This window comes from Bacillus sp. FSL M8-0077, assembly GCF_038050255.1.
In the GTDB taxonomy this organism is placed as follows: domain Bacteria; phylum Bacillota; class Bacilli; order Bacillales; family Bacillaceae; genus Bacillus; species Bacillus altitudinis.
Genome location: NZ_JBBPAF010000001.1, coordinates 1,624,338 through 1,646,407, shown reverse-complemented (window position 1 = coordinate 1,646,407; position 22,070 = coordinate 1,624,338). Strand labels below are relative to the sequence as shown.

Annotated in this window: 24 protein-coding genes; 1 reads left to right on the top strand and 23 read right to left on the bottom strand. The window is 42.3% G+C overall.

All coding sequences use genetic code 11. The annotated features are described in order from the left end of the window. Positions 1-4: 4 nt before the first annotated feature. The 23 genes from NST57_RS08450 to NST57_RS08340 form a co-directional block, all read right to left on the bottom strand. Positions 5-769 carry a ribonuclease HII gene (locus tag NST57_RS08450; protein WP_341298390.1) on the bottom strand — a complete coding sequence of 255 codons (765 nt, stop codon included), beginning with the start codon at positions 767-769 and terminating at the stop codon, positions 5-7. A gap of 76 nt (positions 770-845) precedes the next feature. Next, positions 846-1,694 (bottom strand): ribosome biogenesis GTPase YlqF, encoded by an 849-nt coding sequence (gene ylqF, locus NST57_RS08445; protein WP_007499632.1) that lies wholly within the window; start codon positions 1,692-1,694, stop codon positions 846-848. A 90-nt stretch (positions 1,695-1,784) separates the two neighbouring features. After that, entirely contained in the window at positions 1,785-2,132 is a 348-nt protein-coding gene (rplS, locus tag NST57_RS08440) for a 50S ribosomal protein L19 (RefSeq protein ID WP_003212364.1), read from the bottom strand. A gap of 137 nt (positions 2,133-2,269) precedes the next feature. Then, positions 2,270-3,004: a tRNA (guanosine(37)-N1)-methyltransferase TrmD gene (gene trmD / locus NST57_RS08435; RefSeq protein ID WP_007499635.1), complete on the bottom strand. Its 735-nt coding sequence runs from the start codon at positions 3,002-3,004 to the stop codon at positions 2,270-2,272. After that, positions 3,001-3,525, bottom strand: a complete 525-nt coding sequence (gene rimM, locus NST57_RS08430) for a ribosome maturation factor RimM (protein WP_341298389.1) — start codon at positions 3,523-3,525, stop codon at positions 3,001-3,003. The genes trmD and rimM overlap by 4 nt, the downstream gene beginning before the upstream one ends. Positions 3,526-3,533: 8 nt before the next feature. Then, a complete protein-coding gene (locus NST57_RS08425) occupies positions 3,534-3,920 on the bottom strand; it encodes a YlqD family protein (RefSeq protein WP_046526650.1) in 387 nt (128 codons plus the stop codon). 103 nt (positions 3,921-4,023) lie between these two features. Further along, on the bottom strand, positions 4,024-4,269 hold the full coding sequence (locus tag NST57_RS08420; protein ID WP_012009937.1) for a KH domain-containing protein: 246 nt from the start codon (positions 4,267-4,269) through the stop codon (positions 4,024-4,026). Beyond that, positions 4,269-4,541, bottom strand: coding sequence for a 30S ribosomal protein S16 (rpsP, locus tag NST57_RS08415; protein WP_003212139.1), 273 nt, complete (start codon positions 4,539-4,541; stop codon positions 4,269-4,271). Before rpsP ends, NST57_RS08420 begins: the two co-directional genes overlap by 1 nt. Positions 4,542-4,646: 105 nt before the next feature. After that, complete coding sequence (gene ffh / locus NST57_RS08410) at positions 4,647-5,990, bottom strand: signal recognition particle protein (protein WP_341298388.1); 1,344 nt, start codon at positions 5,988-5,990, stop codon at positions 4,647-4,649. A 13-nt stretch (positions 5,991-6,003) separates the two neighbouring features. Then, positions 6,004-6,336 (bottom strand): putative DNA-binding protein, encoded by a 333-nt coding sequence (locus NST57_RS08405; protein WP_008344844.1) that lies wholly within the window; start codon positions 6,334-6,336, stop codon positions 6,004-6,006. A 141-nt stretch (positions 6,337-6,477) separates the two neighbouring features. Continuing rightward, positions 6,478-7,464 (bottom strand): signal recognition particle-docking protein FtsY, encoded by a 987-nt coding sequence (gene ftsY / locus NST57_RS08400; protein WP_007499644.1) that lies wholly within the window; start codon positions 7,462-7,464, stop codon positions 6,478-6,480. A gap of 21 nt (positions 7,465-7,485) precedes the next feature. After that, positions 7,486-11,046, bottom strand: coding sequence for a chromosome segregation protein SMC (gene smc, locus NST57_RS08395; RefSeq protein ID WP_341298387.1), 3,561 nt, complete (start codon positions 11,044-11,046; stop codon positions 7,486-7,488). Between the two features lie 105 nt (positions 11,047-11,151). Beyond that, the gene (gene rnc, locus NST57_RS08390; protein ID WP_008344850.1) at positions 11,152-11,895 is read right to left on the bottom strand and encodes a ribonuclease III; all 744 of its coding nucleotides are present in this window, start codon (positions 11,893-11,895) and stop codon (positions 11,152-11,154) included. A gap of 184 nt (positions 11,896-12,079) precedes the next feature. Next, the gene (acpP, locus tag NST57_RS08385) at positions 12,080-12,313 is read right to left on the bottom strand and encodes an acyl carrier protein (protein WP_003212028.1); all 234 of its coding nucleotides are present in this window, start codon (positions 12,311-12,313) and stop codon (positions 12,080-12,082) included. Positions 12,314-12,394: 81 nt separating this feature from the next. Beyond that, a complete protein-coding gene (gene fabG, locus NST57_RS08380) occupies positions 12,395-13,138 on the bottom strand; it encodes a 3-oxoacyl-[acyl-carrier-protein] reductase (RefSeq protein WP_142155025.1) in 744 nt (247 codons plus the stop codon). After that, positions 13,138-14,082: an ACP S-malonyltransferase gene (gene fabD / locus NST57_RS08375; RefSeq protein ID WP_046343522.1), complete on the bottom strand. Its 945-nt coding sequence runs from the start codon at positions 14,080-14,082 to the stop codon at positions 13,138-13,140. The genes fabG and fabD overlap by 1 nt, the downstream gene beginning before the upstream one ends. A 15-nt stretch (positions 14,083-14,097) precedes the next feature. Beyond that, positions 14,098-15,096, bottom strand: a complete 999-nt coding sequence (gene plsX, locus NST57_RS08370) for a phosphate acyltransferase PlsX (protein ID WP_341298386.1) — start codon at positions 15,094-15,096, stop codon at positions 14,098-14,100. A 15-nt stretch (positions 15,097-15,111) separates the two neighbouring features. After that, positions 15,112-15,678, bottom strand: a complete 567-nt coding sequence (fapR, locus tag NST57_RS08365; protein WP_142155023.1) for a transcription factor FapR — start codon at positions 15,676-15,678, stop codon at positions 15,112-15,114. A gap of 112 nt (positions 15,679-15,790) precedes the next feature. Beyond that, a complete protein-coding gene (gene recG, locus NST57_RS08360) occupies positions 15,791-17,839 on the bottom strand; it encodes an ATP-dependent DNA helicase RecG (RefSeq protein WP_341298385.1) in 2,049 nt (682 codons plus the stop codon). Continuing rightward, positions 17,817-18,719, bottom strand: coding sequence for an L-serine ammonia-lyase, iron-sulfur-dependent, subunit alpha (sdaAA, locus tag NST57_RS08355; protein WP_008354543.1), 903 nt, complete (start codon positions 18,717-18,719; stop codon positions 17,817-17,819). Before sdaAA ends, recG begins: the two co-directional genes overlap by 23 nt. A 20-nt stretch (positions 18,720-18,739) precedes the next feature. Then, positions 18,740-19,402, bottom strand: a complete 663-nt coding sequence (gene sdaAB / locus NST57_RS08350; protein WP_341298384.1) for an L-serine ammonia-lyase, iron-sulfur-dependent subunit beta — start codon at positions 19,400-19,402, stop codon at positions 18,740-18,742. A 149-nt stretch (positions 19,403-19,551) separates the two neighbouring features. Continuing rightward, positions 19,552-21,225: a DAK2 domain-containing protein gene (locus tag NST57_RS08345; protein WP_341298383.1), complete on the bottom strand. Its 1,674-nt coding sequence runs from the start codon at positions 21,223-21,225 to the stop codon at positions 19,552-19,554. A gap of 15 nt (positions 21,226-21,240) precedes the next feature. Beyond that, positions 21,241-21,603: an Asp23/Gls24 family envelope stress response protein gene (locus NST57_RS08340; RefSeq protein ID WP_008344871.1), complete on the bottom strand. Its 363-nt coding sequence runs from the start codon at positions 21,601-21,603 to the stop codon at positions 21,241-21,243. A gap of 271 nt (positions 21,604-21,874) precedes the next feature. Here NST57_RS08340 and rpmB point away from each other — a divergent pair, with 271 nt between their 5' ends. Then, a complete protein-coding gene (rpmB, locus tag NST57_RS08335) occupies positions 21,875-22,063 on the top strand; it encodes a 50S ribosomal protein L28 (protein WP_003212514.1) in 189 nt (62 codons plus the stop codon). Positions 22,064-22,070: the final 7 nt, after the last annotated feature.

Below are 22,070 nucleotides of genomic sequence, written 5' to 3'. Positions count from 1 at the left end.
ATATTTATGAAATAACAGATTTCACTGGTGCAAATGATAACCGGTGGATAGGTGTGGCGCCATGTGCTTGAATGGCAGCCAGGTGCTCTTTCGTTCCATACCCTTTATGTTTTTCAAATTGATACTCAGGGTACTGTCGTCCATACTCTTCCATCATCATGTCCCTTGTCACTTTGGCAATACATGCACCAGCTGCGATGGATGCGCTTTTAGCATCTCCTTTGATGATATTCTCCTGTTGAGTAGGAAGCGGGAGCGTCATCGCATCTATGAGTAGATAATCAGGTGTGTGAGTGAGCTGCTTTACAGCCCTCACCATCGCCAGTCTTGATGCTTCGTATATATTGATTTCGTCAATCGTTGCCGCATCAACAATGCCGATGCCGATGTCGAGTGCTTCCTTTTGAATGAGCTCATAATAGGTCATTCTTTTTTTCTCAGATAGCTGTTTTGAATCATTTAAACCGAGTAGGACGGTATCTTCTTTTAATATCACAGCTGCCGCAACAACTGGACCAGCGAGTGGTCCTCTTCCCGCTTCATCTATGCCTGCAATATAAGTGTATCCTTGCGCTTTTGCTTTGGTTTCAAATTGAAGCATTTGCTTCCATGCTGCATGCAGTTCTTGCTGCTTTTCTCTGTCTTTGTTCCATTTGTCCATCAGCTTCTGGACACTTATTCTTGTATCGTCTTTCAATAGTTCACGAATGTATGACTCGTCGTCAGCATGTTGTTCTATTAATTCTTTTATTTGTTTGACCGTGTACATTGGCTTTTCCTCAGCCTCCTTCTTTATATCGGCAGTTTTTCGCAAAAAATAAAGACCCGCATGAGCTGCGTGTCTTTTAGCTTTCAGGCTTCTCAAAAGTGAGGGGACCAAATTTTTCCGTTCGAATATCCCGAATAATGATTTCGGTCGTTTTGTCGTAATTAATGAATCCTCCACTCATCAGACAGCCGCGTTTTGTGCCAATAGCATCAAACAGCTCAACTGTATCTTCAGGTATTTCTGCTAGATCATAGCGTTTTTTTAATCGCTCTGGATAGTGCTCTTCTAAAAAGCGCAGCGCATAAACTGCGACATCCTGCAAGTTGATAATTGAGTCTTTAATCGCTCCGGTGACGGCCAGTCTAAGACCTACTTGTTCATCTTCAAATTTCGGCCAGAGAATTCCGGGGGTATCGAGCAGTTCAAGTTCTTTTCCTACCTTCACCCATTGCTGTGACGTCGTAATACCAGGTCGATCTCCTGTTTTCGCAATATTTTTCTTTGCCAACCGATTGATCAGTGTTGATTTGCCGACATTGGGAATTCCAATAATCAAAGCTCGAATGGCACGCGGCTTAACGCCTTTTGCTTTCATTCGATCGAACTTTTCTTTTAAGATTTCTTTTGATGTCGTAATGATTTGATTTAAACCTTGTCCATCGACAGAATTAATGGCAAGTGACCGTACACCTTGCGCTTCAAAGTGTGCCTGCCACTCTTTTGTCATACGAGGATCTGCTTTATCTGCTTTGTTTAAAAGCATAATTTTCGGTTTGTTTTGGAGGATTTCTTCAATCATTGGGTTTCTAGAGGACATCGGAATCCTTGCATCGGTTAATTCAAATACGATGTCGATGAGCTTTAATTTTTCTGTGACTTCCCGTCTTGCTTTTGCCATATGGCCTGGAAACCATTGAATTGTCATATGTGCACCTTCTCTCTTCTAACGGTTGTCTCTATACATTGTACAAAAAAAGAGCCTGTTACAGGTAACAAGCTCTTTCCTTTGATATCATTATCGTCTGATTTCTTTGATACGAGCCGCTTTACCGCGAAGTTCACGTAGGTAGTAAAGTTTCGCACGACGTACCTTACCGTGACGTACAACTTCGATGTTAGCGATTTTTGGTGTGTGTACAGGGAATGTACGCTCAACGCCTACACCGTAAGAGATCTTACGAACTGTGAAAGTTTCGCTGATTCCACCACCACGACGCTTAATTACAACACCTTCAAAGATCTGGATACGCTCACGAGTACCCTCGACAACTTTAACGTGTACACGTAAAGTGTCACCAGGACGGAACGCAGGAAGATCAGTGCGCAATTGTTCTTTTGTGATTTCTTCAATCAAATGTTGCATCGTTTTCAACTCCTTCCAACAGATGCTCATGTCCTCTTTCTTCATTGCAGCGGAACATCGTTTTCAAACTTGAATCGGCAAGCCGTCCAAGTCACAAGTAGTATCATACCACACCTGTATACCTTGTGCAATACAATCTAGTCATTATGAAGCTGCCAAAGCCATCTTTTTTCTTCATCCGTTAATGTTTTGCAAGAATCAATCAAATCTGGCCGTCTTGTATAGGTTCGCTTCAACGATTCTTTACGCCGCCACTCTTCAATTTTGGCATGATTTCCAGAGAGAAGCACATCCGGTACTTTCAATCCTTTATAATCAGCTGGTCTTGTATAGTGCGGGTGCTCAAGCAGACCTGTACTAAATGAATCTTCGATATGAGACGCTTCTTTTCCAAGCACATGAGGCAAAAGCCTGACCACACTGTCTGCAATCATCATCGCCGGCAGCTCTCCGCCTGTGAGAACGAAATCTCCGATTGAGATTTCATCTGTGACAAGATGTTCCCTGATGCGCTCATCGTAGCCTTCATAGTGGCCGCAAATGAACATAAGATGCTCTTCTTTTGCAAGCTCTTCTGCTTTCTTTTGTGTATATCTTTCTCCTTGAGGACAGACAAGAATAATACGGGGCTTCTTGTTTGCTTTTTTCGTTAAATCTTCTACCGCATCAAATACAGGCTGTGCTTTCAGAACCATGCCAGCACCGCCCCCATACGGATAGTCATCCACTGTTTTATGTTTATGATCCGAATACTCCCTGAAATTCACGACATCAAATGAGACCGCATCTTTTTCCTGAGCTTTTTTTAAGATCGATGAGTGAAGCACTCCTTCAAACATTTCAGGAAACAGTGTTAAAAAGTCAATTTTCATTCGTCAATGAGTCCTTCCATCACTTCAATGTGTACTTTCTTGGATAAAATATCAACTGTTTTGACGACAGATGGAATATAAGGAATGAGGGCATCTTTTTTGCCTTTTCTTCCAACCACCCATACATCATTTGCCCCTGGCGTTAAAACCTCTTTGATTTGGCCAATCAGTTTATCCTCTTCATCATATACTTCACAGCCGATGATTTCGTGGAAATAAAATTCCCCTTCATCTAATGAACCAAGATGTTCTTTTTCTACTTTTAAAATCGACTCTTTTAATTGCTCAGCTTCATTTAATGAGCCGACTTCTTCAAATGTCAGTAAATCAAATTGTTTGTGCTGTCTATGTGATGCGACAGTCACTTTTAGCGGTTCTTTTTGGTTTTGTTTGAAAATATAAAGGACGCTGCCTTTTTTGTAGCGTTCTTCTGGGAAATCAGTCTTTGACACGACACGTACTTCTCCGCGCACTCCATGTGTATTGACAATCTTTCCGACATTCAACCATTCTAGCTCCATGTTCTCAATCACCCCTGACGTATTTCCACAATGGTGCCGTCTTTCACGACGATGACATTGTCTTGCATTTTGTCATCCCATTTATCACCTATTTTTACTTCAACCAGCGCATCCACTTCTGTTTCTTTCATTTCACTGCCAAGAGGCAAGATATGCAGCTGCTCGACTTGAAAATCAATTTGCCTCATTTTTTCTTGTCTTTTTTCAATGGCTTTTTGAAATTGAGGGATGGCTTCTTGCTGATGTGGTTCTTTTTCATGCTTTTTTAGTTGAAAATATAGTTGATTGCACTCACGTTCTAGTCTTTCTTTTTTCTCCAAAAAAGTCGTTAACAGTTTGTCCTTACTGCTTTCAGTTAATACTTGCATGACGGTGACATGTTGAATGATCTGCATCTTCCTTTTTGTCCCCCTATCCGAAGGCATTTGTCCTCTACAGTATAACGAAAAATAGATTTAAACGTGTAAAAAAAGGGGAGGTCCTAAGCCCTCTCCCTTTTTAGTCAGCAATCTCAAGTTGAACTTTCTTAGAAGACTCTGCACTTGCTGCAAACATGACTGTTCGTATCGCTTTTGCTGTGCGTCCCTGCTTTCCGATCACTTTTCCGGTATCTTCAGCATTGACAGACAGTGTGTAAATGACCTGCTCATCTTTTTCTAATGAAGATACGTGAATATCTTCAGGGAAATCAACAAGTGGCTCGACGATGGACACAATCAATTCTTCCAAGGACAGCTCATTCATTATTTGCTGTTTTTCGCATTATGAAATTTTTCAAGAATTCCTTGGCTTGAGAAAAGGTTACGAACTGTATCAGATGGTTTCGCACCATTTTGAAGCCATTTAAGTGCTAATTCTTCGTTGATTTTCACCTCAGCTGGTGATAAGACTGGATTGTATGTTCCAACTGTTTCGATGAAACGACCGTCACGTGGTGAACGAGAATCTGCTACAACAATACGATAGAAAGGAGATCTTTTTGATCCCATACGTTTTAAACGAATTTTTACTGCCATTTTACTAGCACCTCCGAAAATATTTCAACAAGATAGTATATTAACAATGATAAAAGGGTTTGTAAAGTGTTTTTTCTTAACAACGGTTTTATCATGTATAACCAATTACATAAATGGTAATTTAAAGCCGCCTTTTTTCTTTCCTCTGGACATGTTGGTCATTTGCTTCATCATCTTTTTCATTTCGTCAAATTGTTTTAAAAGGCGATTGACTTCCTGTACAGATGTTCCGCTTCCTTTTGCAATCCGTTTTCTGCGGCTTGCATTGATGACCTCTGGCTGTTCTTTTTCCTCGGTCGTCATTGATTTAATGATCGCTTCGATGTGATTGAGCTGCTTTTCGTCTACTTGGACGTTTTTGAGCCCTTTCATTTTACCGGCTCCCGGCATCATTTGGATCAGTTCGTCAAGTGGACCCATGTTACGAACCTGCCCAAGCTGCTCGAGGAAATCATCGAGCGTGAAGCTCATTGTCCGCATTTTTTGTTCAAGCTCTTTCGCTTTATCTTGGTCAACGTTTGCTTGTGCTTTTTCAATAAGCGTGAGCACATCTCCCATGCCAAGAATTCTCGATGCCATCCGCTCCGGATGGAATGGTTCAATTGCATCAAGCTTTTCACCTAGTGCGGCGAATTTAATCGGCGTATTTGTGACTGCACGAATTGAAAGTGCTGCCCCGCCTCGCGTATCACCGTCTAGTTTTGTAAGAACAACACCTGTTAAACCAAGCTGTTCATTAAAGCTTTTTGCGACATTGACAGCATCTTGACCAGTCATCGAGTCAACAACGAGGAAAATCTCTTCTGGATTTGCGACTTCTTTTACTTTCTGAAGTTCATCCATTAAGTCTTCATCAATATGAAGACGTCCTGCTGTATCTAAAATGACATAATCGTGATGTTCTTCTTTCGCTTTTTCAATTGCCTGTTTGGCAATTTCGACAGGACTAACTTGATCACCTAATGAGAATACGGGCATATCAAGCTGTTTCCCAAGCGTTTGAAGCTGCTGGATCGCTGCTGGTCTGTAAATATCAGCGGCCACCATCATCGGCTTGCGATTATGTTTTTTGCGAAGTAAGTTGGCAAGCTTTCCAGTTGTGGTCGTTTTACCTGCCCCTTGAAGACCAACCATCATAATGACAGTTGGAGATTTTTTCGCTACAGCGATTTTGCTCTCTTCCCCGCCCATTAATTCAGTGAGTTCTTCTTTTACAACTTTAATGACCTGTTGTCCTGGGGTAAGACTTTGCATGACCTCTTGCCCAACTGCCCGCTCGCTTACTTTTTTCACAAAGTCTTTGACTACTTTAAAATTGACGTCAGCTTCAAGAAGGGCAAGGCGTACCTCGCGCATCATTTCTTTTACATCTTGCTCTGACACTTTTCCTTTGCCGCGGATTTTTGAAATCGTCTGCTGCAGTCGGTCGGCTAATCCTTCAAATGCCATACTGTGCCGCCTCCTAATCTAATTTCTCAAGCGATTCAATTAAAGCTTCTGCTTCTTCCTTTTGCGCGGAATCTGCTACAAGCTCTCTCATTTTTGTGAGAAGTTCTTTACGCTCTTTAAATTTCTTAAACAAGAGCAGCTTTTCTTCATATTGTTCAAGCATCGCTTCAGTCCGTTTAATATTATCATAAACAGCCTGTCTTGATACTTCATATTCATCCGCAATTTCACCGAGGGAAAAATCGTCTAGGTAGTAAAGCGACATGTAGCTCTTTTGTTTTGCGGTCAACAACGATTGGTAGAAATCAAACAAGTAGTTCATTCTCGTTGTCTTTTCAAGCGTCATGGGCTCTCTCCCCTTTGTTAAGTTCATTCCCTTTACAACAACTAAGTTTACACGGTTCTGATCTATGTGTCAAGTTTTTATCTTGTCACTTCCTGCGGCGATATTTAAATAAAAATGCCGGCAATTTTGCCGGCATCTTGATTAGTCTTCTTGATCAATGATGTCTGAGAATAATCCGTACACATACGATTCAGCATCGAACTCTTGCAGATCGTCTACTTTTTCACCTAATCCGACAAGTTTTACAGGGATGTTGAGCTCATTGCGAATGGCAAGAACAATCCCGCCTTTTGCAGTACCGTCAAGCTTTGTTAATGCGATACCTGTCACGTTTGTCGCTTTAGAAAATTCCTTCGCTTGCGCCATCGCATTTTGACCCGTTGTCGCATCAAGGGCAAGCAGTACTTCGTGAGGTGCATCGGGCACTTCGCGTTCAATGACTCTCTTGACCTTCTCCAGCTCTTTCATCAAGTTGACTTTGTTTTGCAGTCTGCCTGCTGTATCACAAATCAGGACATCTGCTTTTTTGGCTTTAGCTGATTGAACGGCATCATAGATGACCGCTGCCGGGTCAGAGCCTGCTGTTTGTTTAACAACAGGAACACCAGAGCGCTCGCCCCATACTTCAAGCTGCTCAATCGCCCCAGCACGGAACGTATCACCTGCTGCTAAAATGACGGATTTCCCTTCATTTTTCAGCTTGTTTGCCAGCTTACCAATAGTTGTGGTTTTACCGACACCGTTCACGCCTACAAATAAAATAATATTTAAACGGCCGTCTTCAATGTTCAGTTCAGAGATTTGTTCCTCGCCGCTATTATAAATCTCCACGAGTTTTTCAGAGATGACTGCTTGTACTTCACTTGGGTCTTGAATGTTTCTTAATTTCACTTCTTTTTTCAGCTCATCAATCAGTTCCATCACAGTCGTGAAACCAACATCAGCACCGATTAACACTTCTTCTAGTTCTTCAAAAAAGTCTTCATCCACTTTACGATAGCGAGAAATGAGTTCATTTACTTTTCCCTGAAACGAATTTCTCGTTTTTTCAAGTCCATCTTTAAACTTTTCTGATACTGAATCGGTTTGCTGCGTAAATTTTTCTTTTAATTTCTTAAAAAAGCTCATTGGTTCAAAAACCTCCTTTAATTACTGGACAAGCTCTTTCGTTTCCTCTAGTTTGACAGATACTAGTTTTGAGACACCTGACTCCTGCATCGTGACACCGTATAGAACATCTGCTTCTTCCATGGTTCCTTTTCGGTGTGTAATGACAATGAACTGTGTTTCTTGGCTGTATTTCTTTAAATACTGGGCAAAGCGGAACACATTCGCTTCATCAAGCGCCGCTTCTACCTCATCCAGCACACAGAATGGAACTGGTCTCACTTTTAAGATCGAGAATAATAAAGCGATGGCTGTTAATGCTCTTTCTCCGCCTGAAAGCAGGCTTAGATTTTGAAGCTTTTTCCCCGGCGGCTGCGCCACAATATCGACGCCTGAGTTTAGTAAATCGTTTGGATCTGTCAGCTTAAGGTCTGCTCTTCCCCCGCCAAATAATGCTTGGAAAACAGATTCAAAATGCCCGCGGATTTGAGAGAATGTCTCAGAGAAACGTTTCGTCATCTCCTGATCCATTTCTTCAATAACTTGGAATAACGTATTTTTTGCTTCTGTCAGATCATTACGCTGTTCTGTTAAGAAAAGAAAACGTTCATTCACACGTTCATACTCGTCAATACTGCCTATGTTCACTGTTCCAAGCTCTTCAATGGCTAGTTTGATCAATTTTACGCGTTTTCTTGCTTCATCCGGCGATAGGGTCAGATGATACATTTCTTTTGCTCCTTCAAACGAAAGGGCATACTCTTCGTTTAAATAGGCGATGAGGTTATCAAGTTCAACTTCCATGCGGCCAAGCTTGATCTCTTCATCTTTTAAGCTTGTCGTGAGCTGTTTATATAGGCGTTTTTGCTCTTTCAGTTCACGTTCTGCGAATTCTAATGTTTCAGAAAGAGCCAGGCGCTGTTTGCGCCGCTCTGAGATAAGCGCTGTCGTTTTGTTTTTATGTTCCAGTTTCTCTTTTGCCGCTTCTTCCAGTTGTTCTGCACCGCTTGAGCTGGATGACATTTCACTTGTTAAGAGGGACAAATCTTCTTTTGTTTCCGTCAGCGTCTTTTCAGCCTCTTCTAATTCAGCCGTTAAGCTCGAAAGTTTTTCTTGTTCATTTGCTAAAGACTGCTCTTTTTTGGCAAGCGAGATTTTCAGCTCTGTTAATTCGGAAGAAATGGTTTCTTTCGTTGAGCTTTGGGTCTGCTTCCGTTTTGTTAACGTGTTGATCTCTTCGTCAAGAGAGGCCAATTTCTCACCTATAGATGTTTCAAGGGCTGCCTGCTCTTTGTCCTTGCTCGCAAGTTCGCTAGAGCGCTGCTGCAACTCTTCTTTTTCTTGATCATAAAGCTCTAGATGAGCGTTAATATTTTTTTCAGCTACTTGCAGTTCATATAATGTCCCTTTTAACTCTTGCTGCTTTTCTCGAAGAATTTCGCCGCGCTGACGCAGTTCATTTAACTGGACTTCGCTTGCGGCAATCGATTGCTTCGTTTCTTTTGTTTCTTTTTCAAGGATCGTTGTTTTTTCTTCCATTTCGACGAGCTGCTTTGTTAATGTTTCAATCTCTCGGTTTCTGGAGAGGAGGGAATTGTTCTTTTTCTTTACGCCGCCCCCAGTCATTGAACCGCCTGGGTTCACGACGTCCCCGTCAAGGGTCACGATCCGGTAACGATGTCCAAGCATTTTTGCCAGCTCATTGGCACCTTTTAAGTCTTGAACAATCAGGACCGTTCCAAGCAAATTCTGTATGACTTTTTCATACTTTTCGTCAAAGGAAACGAGGTGACTCGCTACGCCGATAAATGCGTCATGCTGCTCAGCTGTTTGAATATCTCTGAACTGAATGGTTCGTTCTTTGATGACGTTCATCGGCAGGAAGGTCGCACGCCCAAAGGAATGCTGCTTTAAGTATCCAATGGCCTGTCTGGCAGCCGCTTCATTTTCAGTAACGACATGCTGCGTGGCTGCGCCAAGTGCAATTTCAATCGCTGTTTCATGCTGCTGCTCTGTTTGAATCAGCTCTGCAATCGCCCCGTGAATACCACCTAACCGATCCTTTGCCTTTAAAACCTCTTTCACTCCTTGGAAAAATCCTGAGAAGTCTTCCTGCATGGATTCAAGCATTTCTTTTTTAGATTTTGCCTGCTGTACATATTGATAGGCTTGGTAAAGAGCCGTTTCTTTTTTCTCGTATTGACGTTTCATCTGCTCTAGCTTTTGTTCCGCTTCTCTAAAGCGTTTCACCTGAGCCAAAATGTCTTCTTCTCGTTCTGAAAGCTGCTGCTCGGCTTCTGTTTTCTTTTCCTTCACAGATACCCGTTCTTCGATATGTTTCTGATTATTTTGCGTTAACCGCTCTAGCTGCAAGGCTGCTTGGCGCTGCTGTTCTTCTAGTAATTTACGTTCGTTTCGGATAGAAGCTTGCTCGTTTAATAGGTCAAAATAATCGCTTTTCAGCTGTTCAATTTGCCCTTCCACATCTTCACTATGAAGAGACAGCTGATGCTGTTTTGTGTTCACTTCATCTTTTAGCTGCTGCACTTCTGTTTGCAGGCTGTCACGTGTGACTTTCTGCTGTTCAATCTTTTCCGTTAACAACGCCTGTTTTTCGGTTAAACGCACGAGCGTGTCTTCTAGCTGCCCTTGGTTAGCGGCCGCATTTTTTTTCCGTTCTTTTAGAACTTCTTTTTTCCCTTCAAGCTTTTCTAGTTCTTCACTTGTGAAAAGGAGGACTTCTTGTAGGTCATGAATCGAATCGTCAAGCGCCTGAATACGGTCTCTCGATTCTTCGATTTTGGCTTCCTTCGCTTGAATGTCTGTGGACTGCTTCATTTCATCCTGTTTGAACCGCTCGACAGCTTCACCAAGTGTTGTCCATTTTTCGTGCAGTGCTTCAATATCATGGACGGTGAGAGCAATTTCTACATTTTCAAGTTCTTCTTTCTTTTGCAGATAGTCTTTTGCAATAGATGCCTGCATTCTTAGTGGTTCTACTTGATCTTCTAGTTCATGCAGAATATCTTCCACCCGGTTTAAGTTGTCCTGCGTTTCAAACAGTTTATTTTCGGCTTTTTTCTTTCTTGTTTTATATTTCAGGACACCAGCTGCTTCTTCAAAGATGCTACGTCTTTCTTCAGCTTTACTCGATAGAATCTCTTCTACCTTCCCTTGGCTGATGATCGAAAAAGCTTCTTTTCCAAGACCTGAATCCATGAAAAGATCAATAATATCCTTTAAGCGGACAGATTGATTGTTAATGAGAAATTCACTTTCTCCAGAACGATAGACTCTTCTTGTCACACTGACTTCGTGAAAATCGATCGGCAAAAAGTGATCTTCGTTATCGAGCGTTAATGTCACTTCTGCTAAGTTGACTCGTTTTCTTGAGTCACTTCCTGCAAAAATGATGTCTTCCATTTTTCCTCCGCGGAGGCTTTTCGCTGATTGTTCTCCAAGTACCCAGCGGATCGCATCGGTAATATTACTTTTGCCGCTTCCGTTTGGTCCAACAACAGCTGTAACCCCTTTGACAAAGTCTACGGTCACCCGCTGTGCGAAAGATTTGAATCCTATCACGTCTAAACGTTTGAGGAACATGAGAGTGATCCTCCTTATGTATTTAAAGTACTATTATCTTACCATATGAACTGAAAAAAGATGATGGAAAACAGAGTGAAATCCCCCTGAATCACGAGGGGGATTTTATTGGTTCATATGATGTTTCTGTAATTTAGCAAGTGCTTCCTGTGCAGCATGCTGTTCGGCTTCTTTTTTTGAACGGCCATTTCCAATCCCGAGCACTTCTCCCCTAAGGGATACATTTGCTTCAAATTCCCGGTTATGTGCTGGACCTTTTTCATGCAGGATTCGGTATTCAAGCACACCTTTTCCATCTCGCTGAACAAATTCTTGAAGCTGGCTTTTAAAGTCCATGACATGTGAGAATGCTCCGTCATTAATTTTAGGGTACACATAGGCTTCTAGGAATCGTTCAACAGGCTCAAGTCCTTGATCTAAATAAAGCGCTCCGATAAACGCCTCAAATACGTCTGCTAAGAGTGCCGGGCGCTTTCTGCCGCCTGTCATTTCTTCCCCTTTTCCTAAAAGAACAAGGTCTCCGAAGGACAGCTCATGCGCTAATGACACAAGTGATGGCTCACATACAATCGCCGCTCTCAGTTTGGTCAAATCTCCTTCGCTCATGGCTGGATATTTTGCAAATAAGAACTGTGAGATCGTCAATTCTAAAACAGCGTCTCCTAAAAATTCAAGTCTTTCATTATCCTCATAAGGTTTTTTCCGATGTTCATTCACATAAGAGGAATGTGTAAAGGCTTGATAGAGTAGTTTTTCATTTTTAAAGTGTACAGAAATGCGCTGCTGAAATTCTCTGAATTGCTCTAGTTTTTTGCTCTGTTTCTGTTTGTCTTTATATTGTTTTGGCATAGCAACCTCCAGGTAGGCGTCATCGCCTTTAAGGATACTGATTATATGGAGTCTCTCTTTCTACATGCAAGGAAACCGTGCTCCTTAGCATCTGAAAAAGGCTGACAATTGATCAGCTGAATATGTTGAAACTAACATAAATTTTCAAAGTCCCGCCATGAAAATAGACGGGACTTTGTTACGCTTATTGCTGGCTATTTATGTAGTTCACAGCGTCACCGACTGTTGCAATTTTTTCAGCATCTTCGTCAGAAATTTCCATATCGAACTCATCTTCAAGTTCCATAACTAGCTCAACTACATCAAGGGAATCAGCGCCTAAATCTTCTTTAAATGAAGCTTCCATTTTCACGTCAGCCTCATCAACGCCAAGGCGGTCTACAATAATTTTTGATACACGCTCTAATACGTCTGCCATTGCCTTTCACCTCCCCTCAAAGTATTATAGTTGATTCGTTTTTAAAAAACTAGAGAAAACCTAACGAAATTTTGATATTTCTTAAGACATGACCATTCCGCCATCCACTTGGATGGTTTGGCCTGTAATATAACCTGCTCCTTCTGAAGCTAAAAAGACAACAACGTTGCTTATATCTTCAGGCGCACCAAAGCGTGCGAGCGGGATTTGCTTAAGCATTTCTGTTTGAACATTGTCATCAAGCTTGTCTGTCATATCAGTAGAAATAAAGCCTGGTGCTACGGCATTGACTGTAATATGACGGCTTGCCAGCTCTTTCGCTGTTGTTTTCGTTAAACCGATCACACCAGCTTTTGCTGCAACATAGTTTGCTTGTCCAGGGTTTCCACATACGCCGACAACAGAGGCTACATTGATGATTCTTCCGCTGCGCTGTTTCATCATTTGACGTGTTACAGCTTTTGTACAGTTGAAGACACCTTTTAAGTTTATGTTAATGACATCATCCCATTCATTTTCTTTCATTCTCATGAGCAGGTTGTCCTTTGTAATGCCAGCATTATTCACAAGAATATCGATTGAACCAAATGTATCAACGGCTTGTTTCATTAATGCCTGTACTTCTTCTGCATTTGACACATCCGCTTTGACAGCAAAAGCCTGCTGGCCAAGCGCTTTGATCTCATCGACGACTTCATTTGCTTTTGCTTCGTTGCCTGAATAGTTCACCACAACATTGGCACCTTTTTTCGCCAAATCGATCGCAATCGAACGGCCAATACCCCGTGATGCACCTGTTACAACGGCTGTTTTATTTGTAAGCATCAAGAATCCCCCTTGAGTGTTTGAATTGCAGCTTCAATTGTTTCTTGATCTGATACAGAGATGGTCGTCAGGCGGCGATTGACTTTTTTCACAAGACCTGAGAGCACTTTACCAGGACCAATTTCAATAAATGTTGTCACGCCTAAGTCAATCAAGCGTTCTACACTTTCTTCAAATCGAACAGGAGAATACAATTGTTCAATCAGCTTCGTTTCAATTTCATTACGTGATGTCACGATGTCTGCTGTTACGTTTGAAATGACTGGCGTCGCGGCATCAGAAATGTCTAATTTAGATAATACATCTGTGAATTTTTCAGCTGCTGGTTTCATTAATGCAGAATGGAAAGGTCCACTCACTTCAAGTGGAATTGCACGTTTTGCGCCCTTTTCTTTCGCTTTCTCTGATGCAAGTTCCACACCTTTTGCTGTACCAGAGATGACGATTTGGCCCGGACAGTTTAAGTTCGCAAGTTCTACAAGATGACCGCTTTCTGTCACTTCTTTTGTCACTTCTACAAGCGCTGCTTGGTCTAAGCCAAGAATCGCCGCCATTGCGCCTTCTCCTGCTGGAACGGCTTCATTCATTAATTCGCCGCGCTTTCTCACTGCGAAAACGGCATCTTTAAACGAAAGAGCTCCCGCTGCAACAAGGGCTGTATATTCACCCAGGCTGTGCCCTGCTGCATAATCTGCTTTGATTCCGCTCTCTTCAAATTTCTTTAAGATCGCGATGCTTGTCGTTAAAAGAGCTGGCTGTGCATTATATGTCAGCGTCAGTTCTTCTGCATCTCCTTCAAAAATCATTGAAGATAAATCAAAACCAAGGGTCTGATCTGCTTCTTCAAACACAGCTTTAGATGCTGCTTCTTGGTCAAATAAATCTTTTCCCATGCCAATTTTTTGAGAGCCTTGGCCTGGGAATAAAAAAGCAATTTTACTCATGCTGCTCTACCTCCATTACGACTCATTCGTGTCTTCTTTTTGAACTTCTTGATGAATGATAGCTGAAACGTCTTTTTTAACGATATCGCGCGCCTGACGAATGGCATGAAAAATCGCATTTTCATCAGAGGAACCATGCGCTTTAATAACGGGTGCTTTTAAACCAAATAAAGCGGCACCACCATATTCGGAGTAATCCATTTTAGATTTCATCTGCATTAATTTTGGCTTCATCATACCTGCTGCTATTTTTGCTGTGAAGCTGGATGTTAAGGTTTCTTTCAGCATTTTAAAAACAGAAAGGGCTGTGCCTTCGATCGTTTTAAGGGCGATATTCCCCGTGAAACCATCTGTGACAACGACATCTGCTACACCTTCTAATAAGTCACGCGATTCTACATTTCCTATGAAATTCAAATTTGATGCTTTTAATAATTCAAAGGTTTTTTTCGTTAAATCGTTGCCTTTTTTATCTTCTGTCCCGACATTTAAAAGTCCAACGCGTGGATTGCTCTTCGGGAAGACATGCTCTGTGTAAATAGATCCCATCATGGCATATTGCACAAGATGCTCTGGCTTTGCATCAACGTTTGCGCCGACATCCAATAATAAGAACCCGCTGCCATCAAGTGTTGGCAACGTCGGAGCAAGTGCTGGTCTGTCAATGCCATCAATTCTGCCTACGATAAACAGACCTGCTGTCATGAGTGCCCCAGTATTTCCAGCTGAAATACAGGCATCTGCTCTTCCTTCTGAAACTTCCTGCGCCATTTTCACCATAGAAGAGTCCTTTTTACGCCTAACTGCACGCACTGGTTCATCCGTTGGTTCAATGACTTCTTTTGCATCTAAGATCGTGATGCGTTCATGATTTGTTATGTATGATTTGATCTTGCTTTCATCGCCGACAAGTGTAATCTCGATATCTGAAAATGCTTCTAAGCTTTTTTGCACACCGTCAATAATGGCTTTAGGGGCATGATCTCCCCCCATTGCATCGACTGCAATTCTCATGTTATGTGCCACCTTTTACTTTTGTTTTGAGCGATACATGACGAAATCGCCTGAGAAGACAACTTCCTCACCTACATAGCTGTTTACTTCAACTACGGTTCTGCCTTTTTCTTTATCATGTGAGGCAACTTTGGCTTTTGAGACAACTCTTTCGCCTTGTTTGACCTGCCTTGTAAACTTAATATTTGCTTTTGCTGTCAAAGCCAGTTCATCGTCGATGACGGCTACTGCCAGCGAATTTGCCTGGGCAAAAAGATGATGTCCCCTGGCAATTTGGTTACGGCTGAATACATGCTCTTTTCTCACTTCAAAAATGGAAATCGCTTGATCATCAAGCTCTACATCAATCATTTCTCCAATGACTTCATCCAGCGGAAGAGACTTCACTTCATCCTCTAATGTCTTTTCGGCAACGTGCTTAATTCGTTCACGTAATTCAGGGATTGACAGTTCCAAACGGTCAAGACGAACCGTTTGAATGCTTACACTGAATTTACTTGCCAATTCTTCATCAGTAATGAACGGAGTCGAGCTGATCGTTTGCTGGAGAAGCCTTTGTCGTTCTTTTTTATTTAGTTTCATATGCAGACACCATCCGTACATTTATGACTAGGTACTAATAGTAGTATATAATCTCATAGATGATAAATCAATCCTTGTTTCAAAAAGACAAGTAAATTCCCCCAGCGCTTGATCAGCTCAATTTATCTCCGCCAAGCACACCACTGTCTACAAGAGTTTGCCTAAGTTCTTTGTATTCAGGGTCTGTCCAAAAGGCTTCAGACTGCACGAGCTCTGCCGCATCTTTTCTAGCGGTTTCAAGTGCTCTATAGTCATGAACCATATCCGCCACTTTGAATTCAGGCATTCCGCTTTGTTTCTTGCCAAAGAAGTCGCCAGGGCCTCTTAGTTCTAAGTCCTTTTCAGACAGTTCAAAGCCATCCGTTGTTTCAGACATGATCCGCATACGCTCTTTACCGGTCTCTGATTTAGGGTCCGCCATTAAAATACAAAAAGATTGATGCTCTCCGCGTCCGACCCGGCCTCTTAACTGATGAAGCTGTGACAGTCCAAAGCGGTCCGCATCATAAATGACCATGATGGTCGCATTTGGCACGTTGACGCCAACTTCAACAACTGTCGTTGACACTAGGATTTGCACTTCATTGGAAGTGAAATCTCTCATCACTTGATCTTTTTCATCACTTGCGAGTTTCCCGTGCATTAAGCCGATCGACCACTTGCCGCGATACGCCTCTGTCAGCATGCTGTGAACATCAATCGCATTTTGCACATCCAGCTTGTCTGATTCTTCTATAAGTGGACAAATAATATACGCTTGTCTGCCTTTTCTCAGCTCTTTATCAACAAAAGCAAGAATCCGCTCAAGCATGTCATGCTTCACCCAATACGTTTCAATCTGCTTTCGGCCAGCTGGCAGCTCATCAATGACAGAGACGTCCATTTCTCCAAATACTGTAATGGCAAGCGTTCTTGGAATCGGCGTTGCGGTCATAAACAAAACATCTGGGTCCTGTCCTTTGCTTCGCAGTTTTTTCCGCTGTTCCACGCCGAACCTGTGCTGTTCATCTGTAATGACAAGACCAAGCTGCTGAAATTCCACCTCGTCCTGAATAAGGGCATGCGTGCCGACTAAAATATCAATCTCGCCCTCCTTCAGACGTTCAAGCAGTTCTCTGCGACGCTTTCCTTTCACTGAACTCGTCAAAAGAGCAATATTTAGCCCCCATTTTTCAAATAGCTGATACAGTGAATCGGCATGCTGTTCTGCCAAAATTTCAGTTGGCACCATCAGCGCACCTTGAAAGCCGGATAAATGAGCGGCGTAAAGGGCAATTGCCGCAACAGCTGTTTTCCCCGATCCAACATCCCCTTGAAGAAGCCGATTCATTCGGTACGGGGATGCCATATCTGACATAATTTCATCAAGCACTCTTGATTGTGCTTTTGTCAGCGGGAACGGCAGGCTATGAACAAACTCAAAGACCGCGTCTTTTGAGAACGGATGCTGGATGCCTGTTGTCTTTTCTCGTTCTTTTTTTCTGATCGCCTGCATCTTCAGCTGAAAGATGAGAAACTCCTCATACACGAAGCGCCGTCTTGCTTGCTTGAGCGAGTCTCTTGTTTCAGGGAGATGAATGGTTTTTAGTGCTTCTTGATAAGACATGAGTTTATAAGCAGTTACAAGCTGTTTTGGCAGTGGATCTTCTGCGTGGTCTACATAGAGTGACAACGCTTGTTTCACAAATCGCCTCATCATCTTCACGGTTACATTTTCTTTGACCGAATAAACGGGTTCTATGCTGCCATCTTGTTCGTGTGTTCCTTTTTTAAATTCCTGCACCATAATGGATTGCCGGTTTTTATCCCACTTGCCTGTGACAGATACCGTATCGCCTAAAGCAAGACTTCGTTTTAAATAGGGGCGATTGAAGCATATGGCTGTAATCAAAAAACGACCGACAAGCAGCCTGAATGTCAGCCTGCTTCGTTTTTTTCCATAATAGGTGAGAACGGGCTCACTGTGCACTTTTCCTTCAACTGTGACACGTTCGTCATGCCTGACTTCTTCTAAGTAGCGAAGCTCATAGTCGTCATATCGATAAGGAAAGTAGCCGAGTAAATCAGCTACTGTGTAGATTCCAAGTTCATTTAGTGTTTTTTCTGTTTCTTCTCCAATCCCTTTCAAGGCAGAGATATTATCTTGCAGTTTCTGTATCACGAGATGAGGTCACACCTCCGAAAATCTTCTTTTCAAGCTCCCTTGCTGTCGGTGTTGCAGCAAGTCCGCCTTGTGCGGTCTCACGAAGAGCTGTTGGCATCGTTTGACCAATTTTGTACATCGCATCAATGACTTCATCACAAGGGATGCGGCTTGTAATACCGGCAAGTGCCATATCTGCTGCAATCATCGCATTAGAAGCGCCCATTGCGTTTCGTTTCACACATGGTACTTCCACAAGCCCTGCGACTGGATCGCAAACAAGACCTAGCATATTTTTTAGGGTGATGGCCATAGCTTCAGCGGATTGCTGCGGCGTACCGCCTGCCATTTCTACAATGGCGGCAGCTGCCATACCTGATGCTGATCCTACTTCTGCCTGACAGCCGCCTGCTGCACCAGAGATACTTGCGTTATTGGCCACAACAAAACCAAATGCACCAGATGTAAATAGGAATCTGACCATTTGTTCCTTTGTGGGCTTTAATGTTTCTTTCACCGCAAAAAGCGTACCTGGCACAACACCTGCTGAGCCAGCTGTAGGCGTTGCACAGATCGTTCCCATTGCTGCATTCACTTCATTTGTTGCCACTGCCTTACTGACAGCATCTAAAATGGTATGACCAGACAATGTCTTGCCTGATGCGATATATGCTTGAAGTTTCACAGCATCTCCGCCTGTTAAACCAGATAATGATTTCACACCTTTCAGTCCGTTTTCAACAGCCTGTTCCATCACTTCTAGGTTGCGGTACATCTGCGAGAAAATGTCTTCACGTGATTTCCCTGTCACTTCCATTTCTTGAGTAATCATAATTTCTGAAATGGAGGTATTCCGTTCTTCTGTTAGCTGCACGAGTTCTTTGACGTTTTTAAACATCATACATAACCTCCTTGTTGTTACTCTGCTATTTGTGTGACTTGAATAATGTTTGGCAGCGTCTCAAGCTCTGTTAAAACCGCTGGGTCAATATTCTGATCCACTTCAATCGTCATGAGTGCTTCTTGCCCGACCTCTTTACGTGCCACTTCCATATGACCAATATTGATGGCAAATTTCGCTAACACATTGGCAACTGCTGCAATTGTCCCGTAGCGGTCGTTATGCACCACAAGAATGGCCGGGTGATTCCCTGAGAGTCTCAGTTCAAAGCCATTTAATTCTGTGATTTCAATTTTACCTCCGCCAATGGAAATGCCGATTAATTCAAGGCTTCCATTCGCATCTGAAATTTCTACTTTTGCTGTATTCGGATGCGCTGGTACCGCATCTTCTTCTTTAAACTCAATCTCGATTTCTTTGCTTTTTGCAATATCGATCGCTGTTTTGATTCGTTCATCAAATGTATCAAAGTCAAGAACACCGCCGATAATGGCTACATCTGTCCCGTGTCCTTTATACGTATCTTTAAAAGAGCCATAAAACGACACAACCATTCGTTTCGGTTCCCTTCCGAACAAGCTGCGAGCCACTCTTCCAATACGAGCCGCACCCGCCGTGTGCGAACTTGATGGACCAATCATGACGGGTCCAATAATATCAAACACACTTCTAAATTTCATAGGTCTTCCCCTCTCATCACCAATCACAGATTGGTTTGTTACTCCCTTTAGACTAATGGATTCATTCGATTCCCGCAACTCATTTCACCGATGAACACATAGTAAAAAAATGCAAAAGAAGAAGAAGGGCTTCATGTGCCCTTCTTTCTTTATTCAACAGCCAAAATATATGAATAAAGCGGCTGTTTTCCATCGTGGACTTCAACTTCTACATCTTCAAATGTTTCTTCAATATATGCTTCTAAAGCTTCCATCTCATCAGATGATGCATCTTCCCCTTTGATGATTGTGACAATCTCATCATCTTCTGTCACCATTTGGGTCAAAAGCTCTTTTGCTGCATCTAATTGATTTTTAGCTGTTAAGGTGATTTTTCCATTGAATAGGCCCATATAATCGCCTTTGGCAATGTCGATCCCATCAATTTGGGTATCTCTCACTGCAAAGGTAATTTGGCCGCTTTTCACATGATCAATCGCTTCTAACATCGCTGCTTCATTGTCTTCATTTGAAGCTGCTTCATTTAGAGAAAGAAGTGCCGACATTCCTTGAGGAACGGTCTTTGTCGGAATAACAACGACCTCACGACTTGAGACAGTTGCCGCCTGTTTAGCTGCCATGACAATATTAGAATTATTAGGTAAGATAAAGACGGTTTCGGCATGAATGCTATCAATTGCTTTGACAATGTCTTCTGTGCTCGGATTCATTGTCTGTCCGCCTTCAATGACGACGGATGCCCCGATACTTTTAAACAAGTCAGCAATCCCTTCTCCCATTGCGACACTCACTACTCCAAAACGCTGTTTTTCAGCAGCTGTTGCTTTTGGTGCAGCAGGCGAGTGATCTTTTTCTTCATTGACGATCGAGCTATGCTGCTCTCTCATGTTTTCAATTTTCATATTAATCAAGCTGCCGTAGCGCTGGGCATATGATAAGACATCTCCCGGCTGCTCTGCATGAATATGAACTTTTGCAAGCGTATCATCAGATACCACAAGAAGGGAATCTCCGAATTCGCTTAATTCTTCTCTGAAGGCATTTTCGTCAAAGGACTGTTTGTCTTCTTCAAATTTCACCATAAATTCTGTACAATAGCCAAATTCAATATCTTCTGTGTTCATATGGCTTTGTGCACTTTTATGATGCTCTGCACTGACTAGTTCTTTCAATGTTGGCAAAGAGGCTGTTTTAGGAGGAAGTTCTTCTCCTCTTAATGAAGCAAGAAAACCTTCATATACACAAAGAAGTCCTTTACCGCCGCTATCTACAACGCCAACTTCTTTTAAAACAGGAAGGAGATCTGGCGTACGGTCAAGTGATGCTCTTGCTTCCTCAATCGTTAATTCAAGCACACGATCGATTTGATCTTCTGTTGCTGAAACAGCAACCGCTTTCTTTGCTGCGTCTTTTGCAACCGTTAAGATGGTTCCTTCAATCGGTTTCATGACGGCTTTATATGCTGTATCAACACCGGCCTGCAAGGCAAGCGCAAATTCTTTTGCGTCAATTGTTTCTTTTTGTTCTATATTTTTGCTGAAACCTCTGAAGAGCTGAGACAGGATCACACCTGAGTTTCCTCTTGCCCCCATTAAGAGCCCTTTCGACAGAGCCACCCCGACCTTACCAATGTGATCGGTATTTGTTTCTTCAACTGCTTTTGCCCCTGAAGTCATTGACAAATTCATATTTGTCCCCGTGTCTCCGTCTGGCACTGGAAAAACATTTAACGCATCAACAATTTGTGCGTTTTGAGAAAGATGGTGAGCACCTGCAAGAATCATTTTTGCAAATGAACGGCCACCCAGATTTCTAATAGACAATATATTTCCTCCTTACTACGGGTTCGTAACTTTTACTCCTTGTACATAAATGTTGACTGAGTCAACTGAAAGTCCAATCGTGTGATGAATCGTATATTTGACTTTCGTTTGAACATTATGTGCGACTTCTGATATTTTTGTACCGTAGCTGACGATGATGTACATATCAATATGAATGCGATCTTCTTTTTGACGCACAAGAACACCCCGGCTGAAGTTCTCTTTGCGGAGAATATCCGTCAAGCCGTCCTTTATTTGATTTTTGGACGCCATGCCAACAATACCATAGCAATCGATCGCAGCGCCTCCTGCCACCATTGCAATGACTTCATTTGATATATCAATTTGTCCGTATTTCGTTCTAAGTTCAATGGACACATTGGTTCCCCCTTTTTGAGAAATTGCCCTGAGTTATCACTATTTTACTATAAGACCCTTCTTTTTAAAAGAAATCATTCAATCCGACCCAATCCTACTTATACTATAGCCTTGATTTTTTATCAAGATGTCAAGGTATTTTTCTTGAAAGAGGAGTAAACAATCCTTGCAAACCCCTTGAAGCTGTGGTAAATTATTAAAGTATCTTGAGGCATCTCTAAGTACGTATATGAAGAATATGATGATGTTTTCGCAGTTAGGAGGGAAACAAATGGCACGTAAATGCGTTATTACAGGCAGAAAAACAAAAGCTGGGAACAACCGTTCTCACGCAATGAACTCTACAAAACGTACATGGGGCGCGAACCTTCAAAAAGTTCGTATTCTAGTGGACGGTAAGCCTAAAAGAGTATATGTATCAGCTCGAGCTTTGAAATCTGGTAAAGTTGAGCGTGTATAAGCAAGAG

What these genes read in the sequence shown, in the direction of transcription:
- plsX (WP_341298386.1), bottom strand. Translation starts at nt 15,096, where the DNA reads ATGAGAATTGCAGTCGATGCAATGGGGGGAGATCATGCCCCTAAAGCC.
- fabD (WP_046343522.1), bottom strand. Translation starts at nt 14,082, where the DNA reads ATGAGTAAAATTGCTTTTTTATTCCCAGGCCAAGGCTCTCAAAAAATT.
- rpsP (WP_003212139.1), bottom strand. Translation starts at nt 4,541, where the DNA reads ATGGCAGTAAAAATTCGTTTAAAACGTATGGGATCAAAAAGATCTCCT.
- acpP (WP_003212028.1), bottom strand. Translation starts at nt 12,313, where the DNA reads ATGGCAGACGTATTAGAGCGTGTATCAAAAATTATTGTAGACCGCCTT.
- NST57_RS08450 (WP_341298390.1), bottom strand. Translation starts at nt 769, where the DNA reads ATGTACACGGTCAAACAAATAAAAGAATTAATAGAACAACATGCTGAC.
- rplS (WP_003212364.1), bottom strand. Translation starts at nt 2,132, where the DNA reads ATGCAACATTTGATTGAAGAAATCACAAAAGAACAATTGCGCACTGAT.
- rpmB (WP_003212514.1), top strand. Translation starts at nt 21,875, where the DNA reads ATGGCACGTAAATGCGTTATTACAGGCAGAAAAACAAAAGCTGGGAAC.
- ylqF (WP_007499632.1), bottom strand. Translation starts at nt 1,694, where the DNA reads ATGACAATTCAATGGTTTCCAGGCCATATGGCAAAAGCAAGACGGGAA.
- rimM (WP_341298389.1), bottom strand. Translation starts at nt 3,525, where the DNA reads ATGGAGCTAGAATGGTTGAATGTCGGAAAGATTGTCAATACACATGGA.
- sdaAA (WP_008354543.1), bottom strand. Translation starts at nt 18,719, where the DNA reads ATGTTTAAAAACGTCAAAGAACTCGTGCAGCTAACAGAAGAACGGAAT.
- trmD (WP_007499635.1), bottom strand. Translation starts at nt 3,004, where the DNA reads ATGAAAATTGACTTTTTAACACTGTTTCCTGAAATGTTTGAAGGAGTG.
- fapR (WP_142155023.1), bottom strand. Translation starts at nt 15,678, where the DNA reads ATGAAACTAAATAAAAAAGAACGACAAAGGCTTCTCCAGCAAACGATC.
- ffh (WP_341298388.1), bottom strand. Translation starts at nt 5,990, where the DNA reads ATGGCATTTGAAGGATTAGCCGACCGACTGCAGCAGACGATTTCAAAA.
- NST57_RS08405 (WP_008344844.1), bottom strand. Translation starts at nt 6,336, where the DNA reads ATGACGCTTGAAAAGACAACGAGAATGAACTACTTGTTTGATTTCTAC.
- NST57_RS08420 (WP_012009937.1), bottom strand. Translation starts at nt 4,269, where the DNA reads ATGAATGAGCTGTCCTTGGAAGAATTGATTGTGTCCATCGTCGAGCCA.
- sdaAB (WP_341298384.1), bottom strand. Translation starts at nt 19,402, where the DNA reads ATGAAATTTAGAAGTGTGTTTGATATTATTGGACCCGTCATGATTGGT.
- NST57_RS08425 (WP_046526650.1), bottom strand. Translation starts at nt 3,920, where the DNA reads ATGCAGATCATTCAACATGTCACCGTCATGCAAGTATTAACTGAAAGC.
- rnc (WP_008344850.1), bottom strand. Translation starts at nt 11,895, where the DNA reads ATGCCAAAACAATATAAAGACAAACAGAAACAGAGCAAAAAACTAGAG.
- fabG (WP_142155025.1), bottom strand. Translation starts at nt 13,138, where the DNA reads ATGCTTACAAATAAAACAGCCGTTGTAACAGGTGCATCACGGGGTATT.
- ftsY (WP_007499644.1), bottom strand. Translation starts at nt 7,464, where the DNA reads ATGAGCTTTTTTAAGAAATTAAAAGAAAAATTTACGCAGCAAACCGAT.
- smc (WP_341298387.1), bottom strand. Translation starts at nt 11,046, where the DNA reads ATGTTCCTCAAACGTTTAGACGTGATAGGATTCAAATCTTTCGCACAG.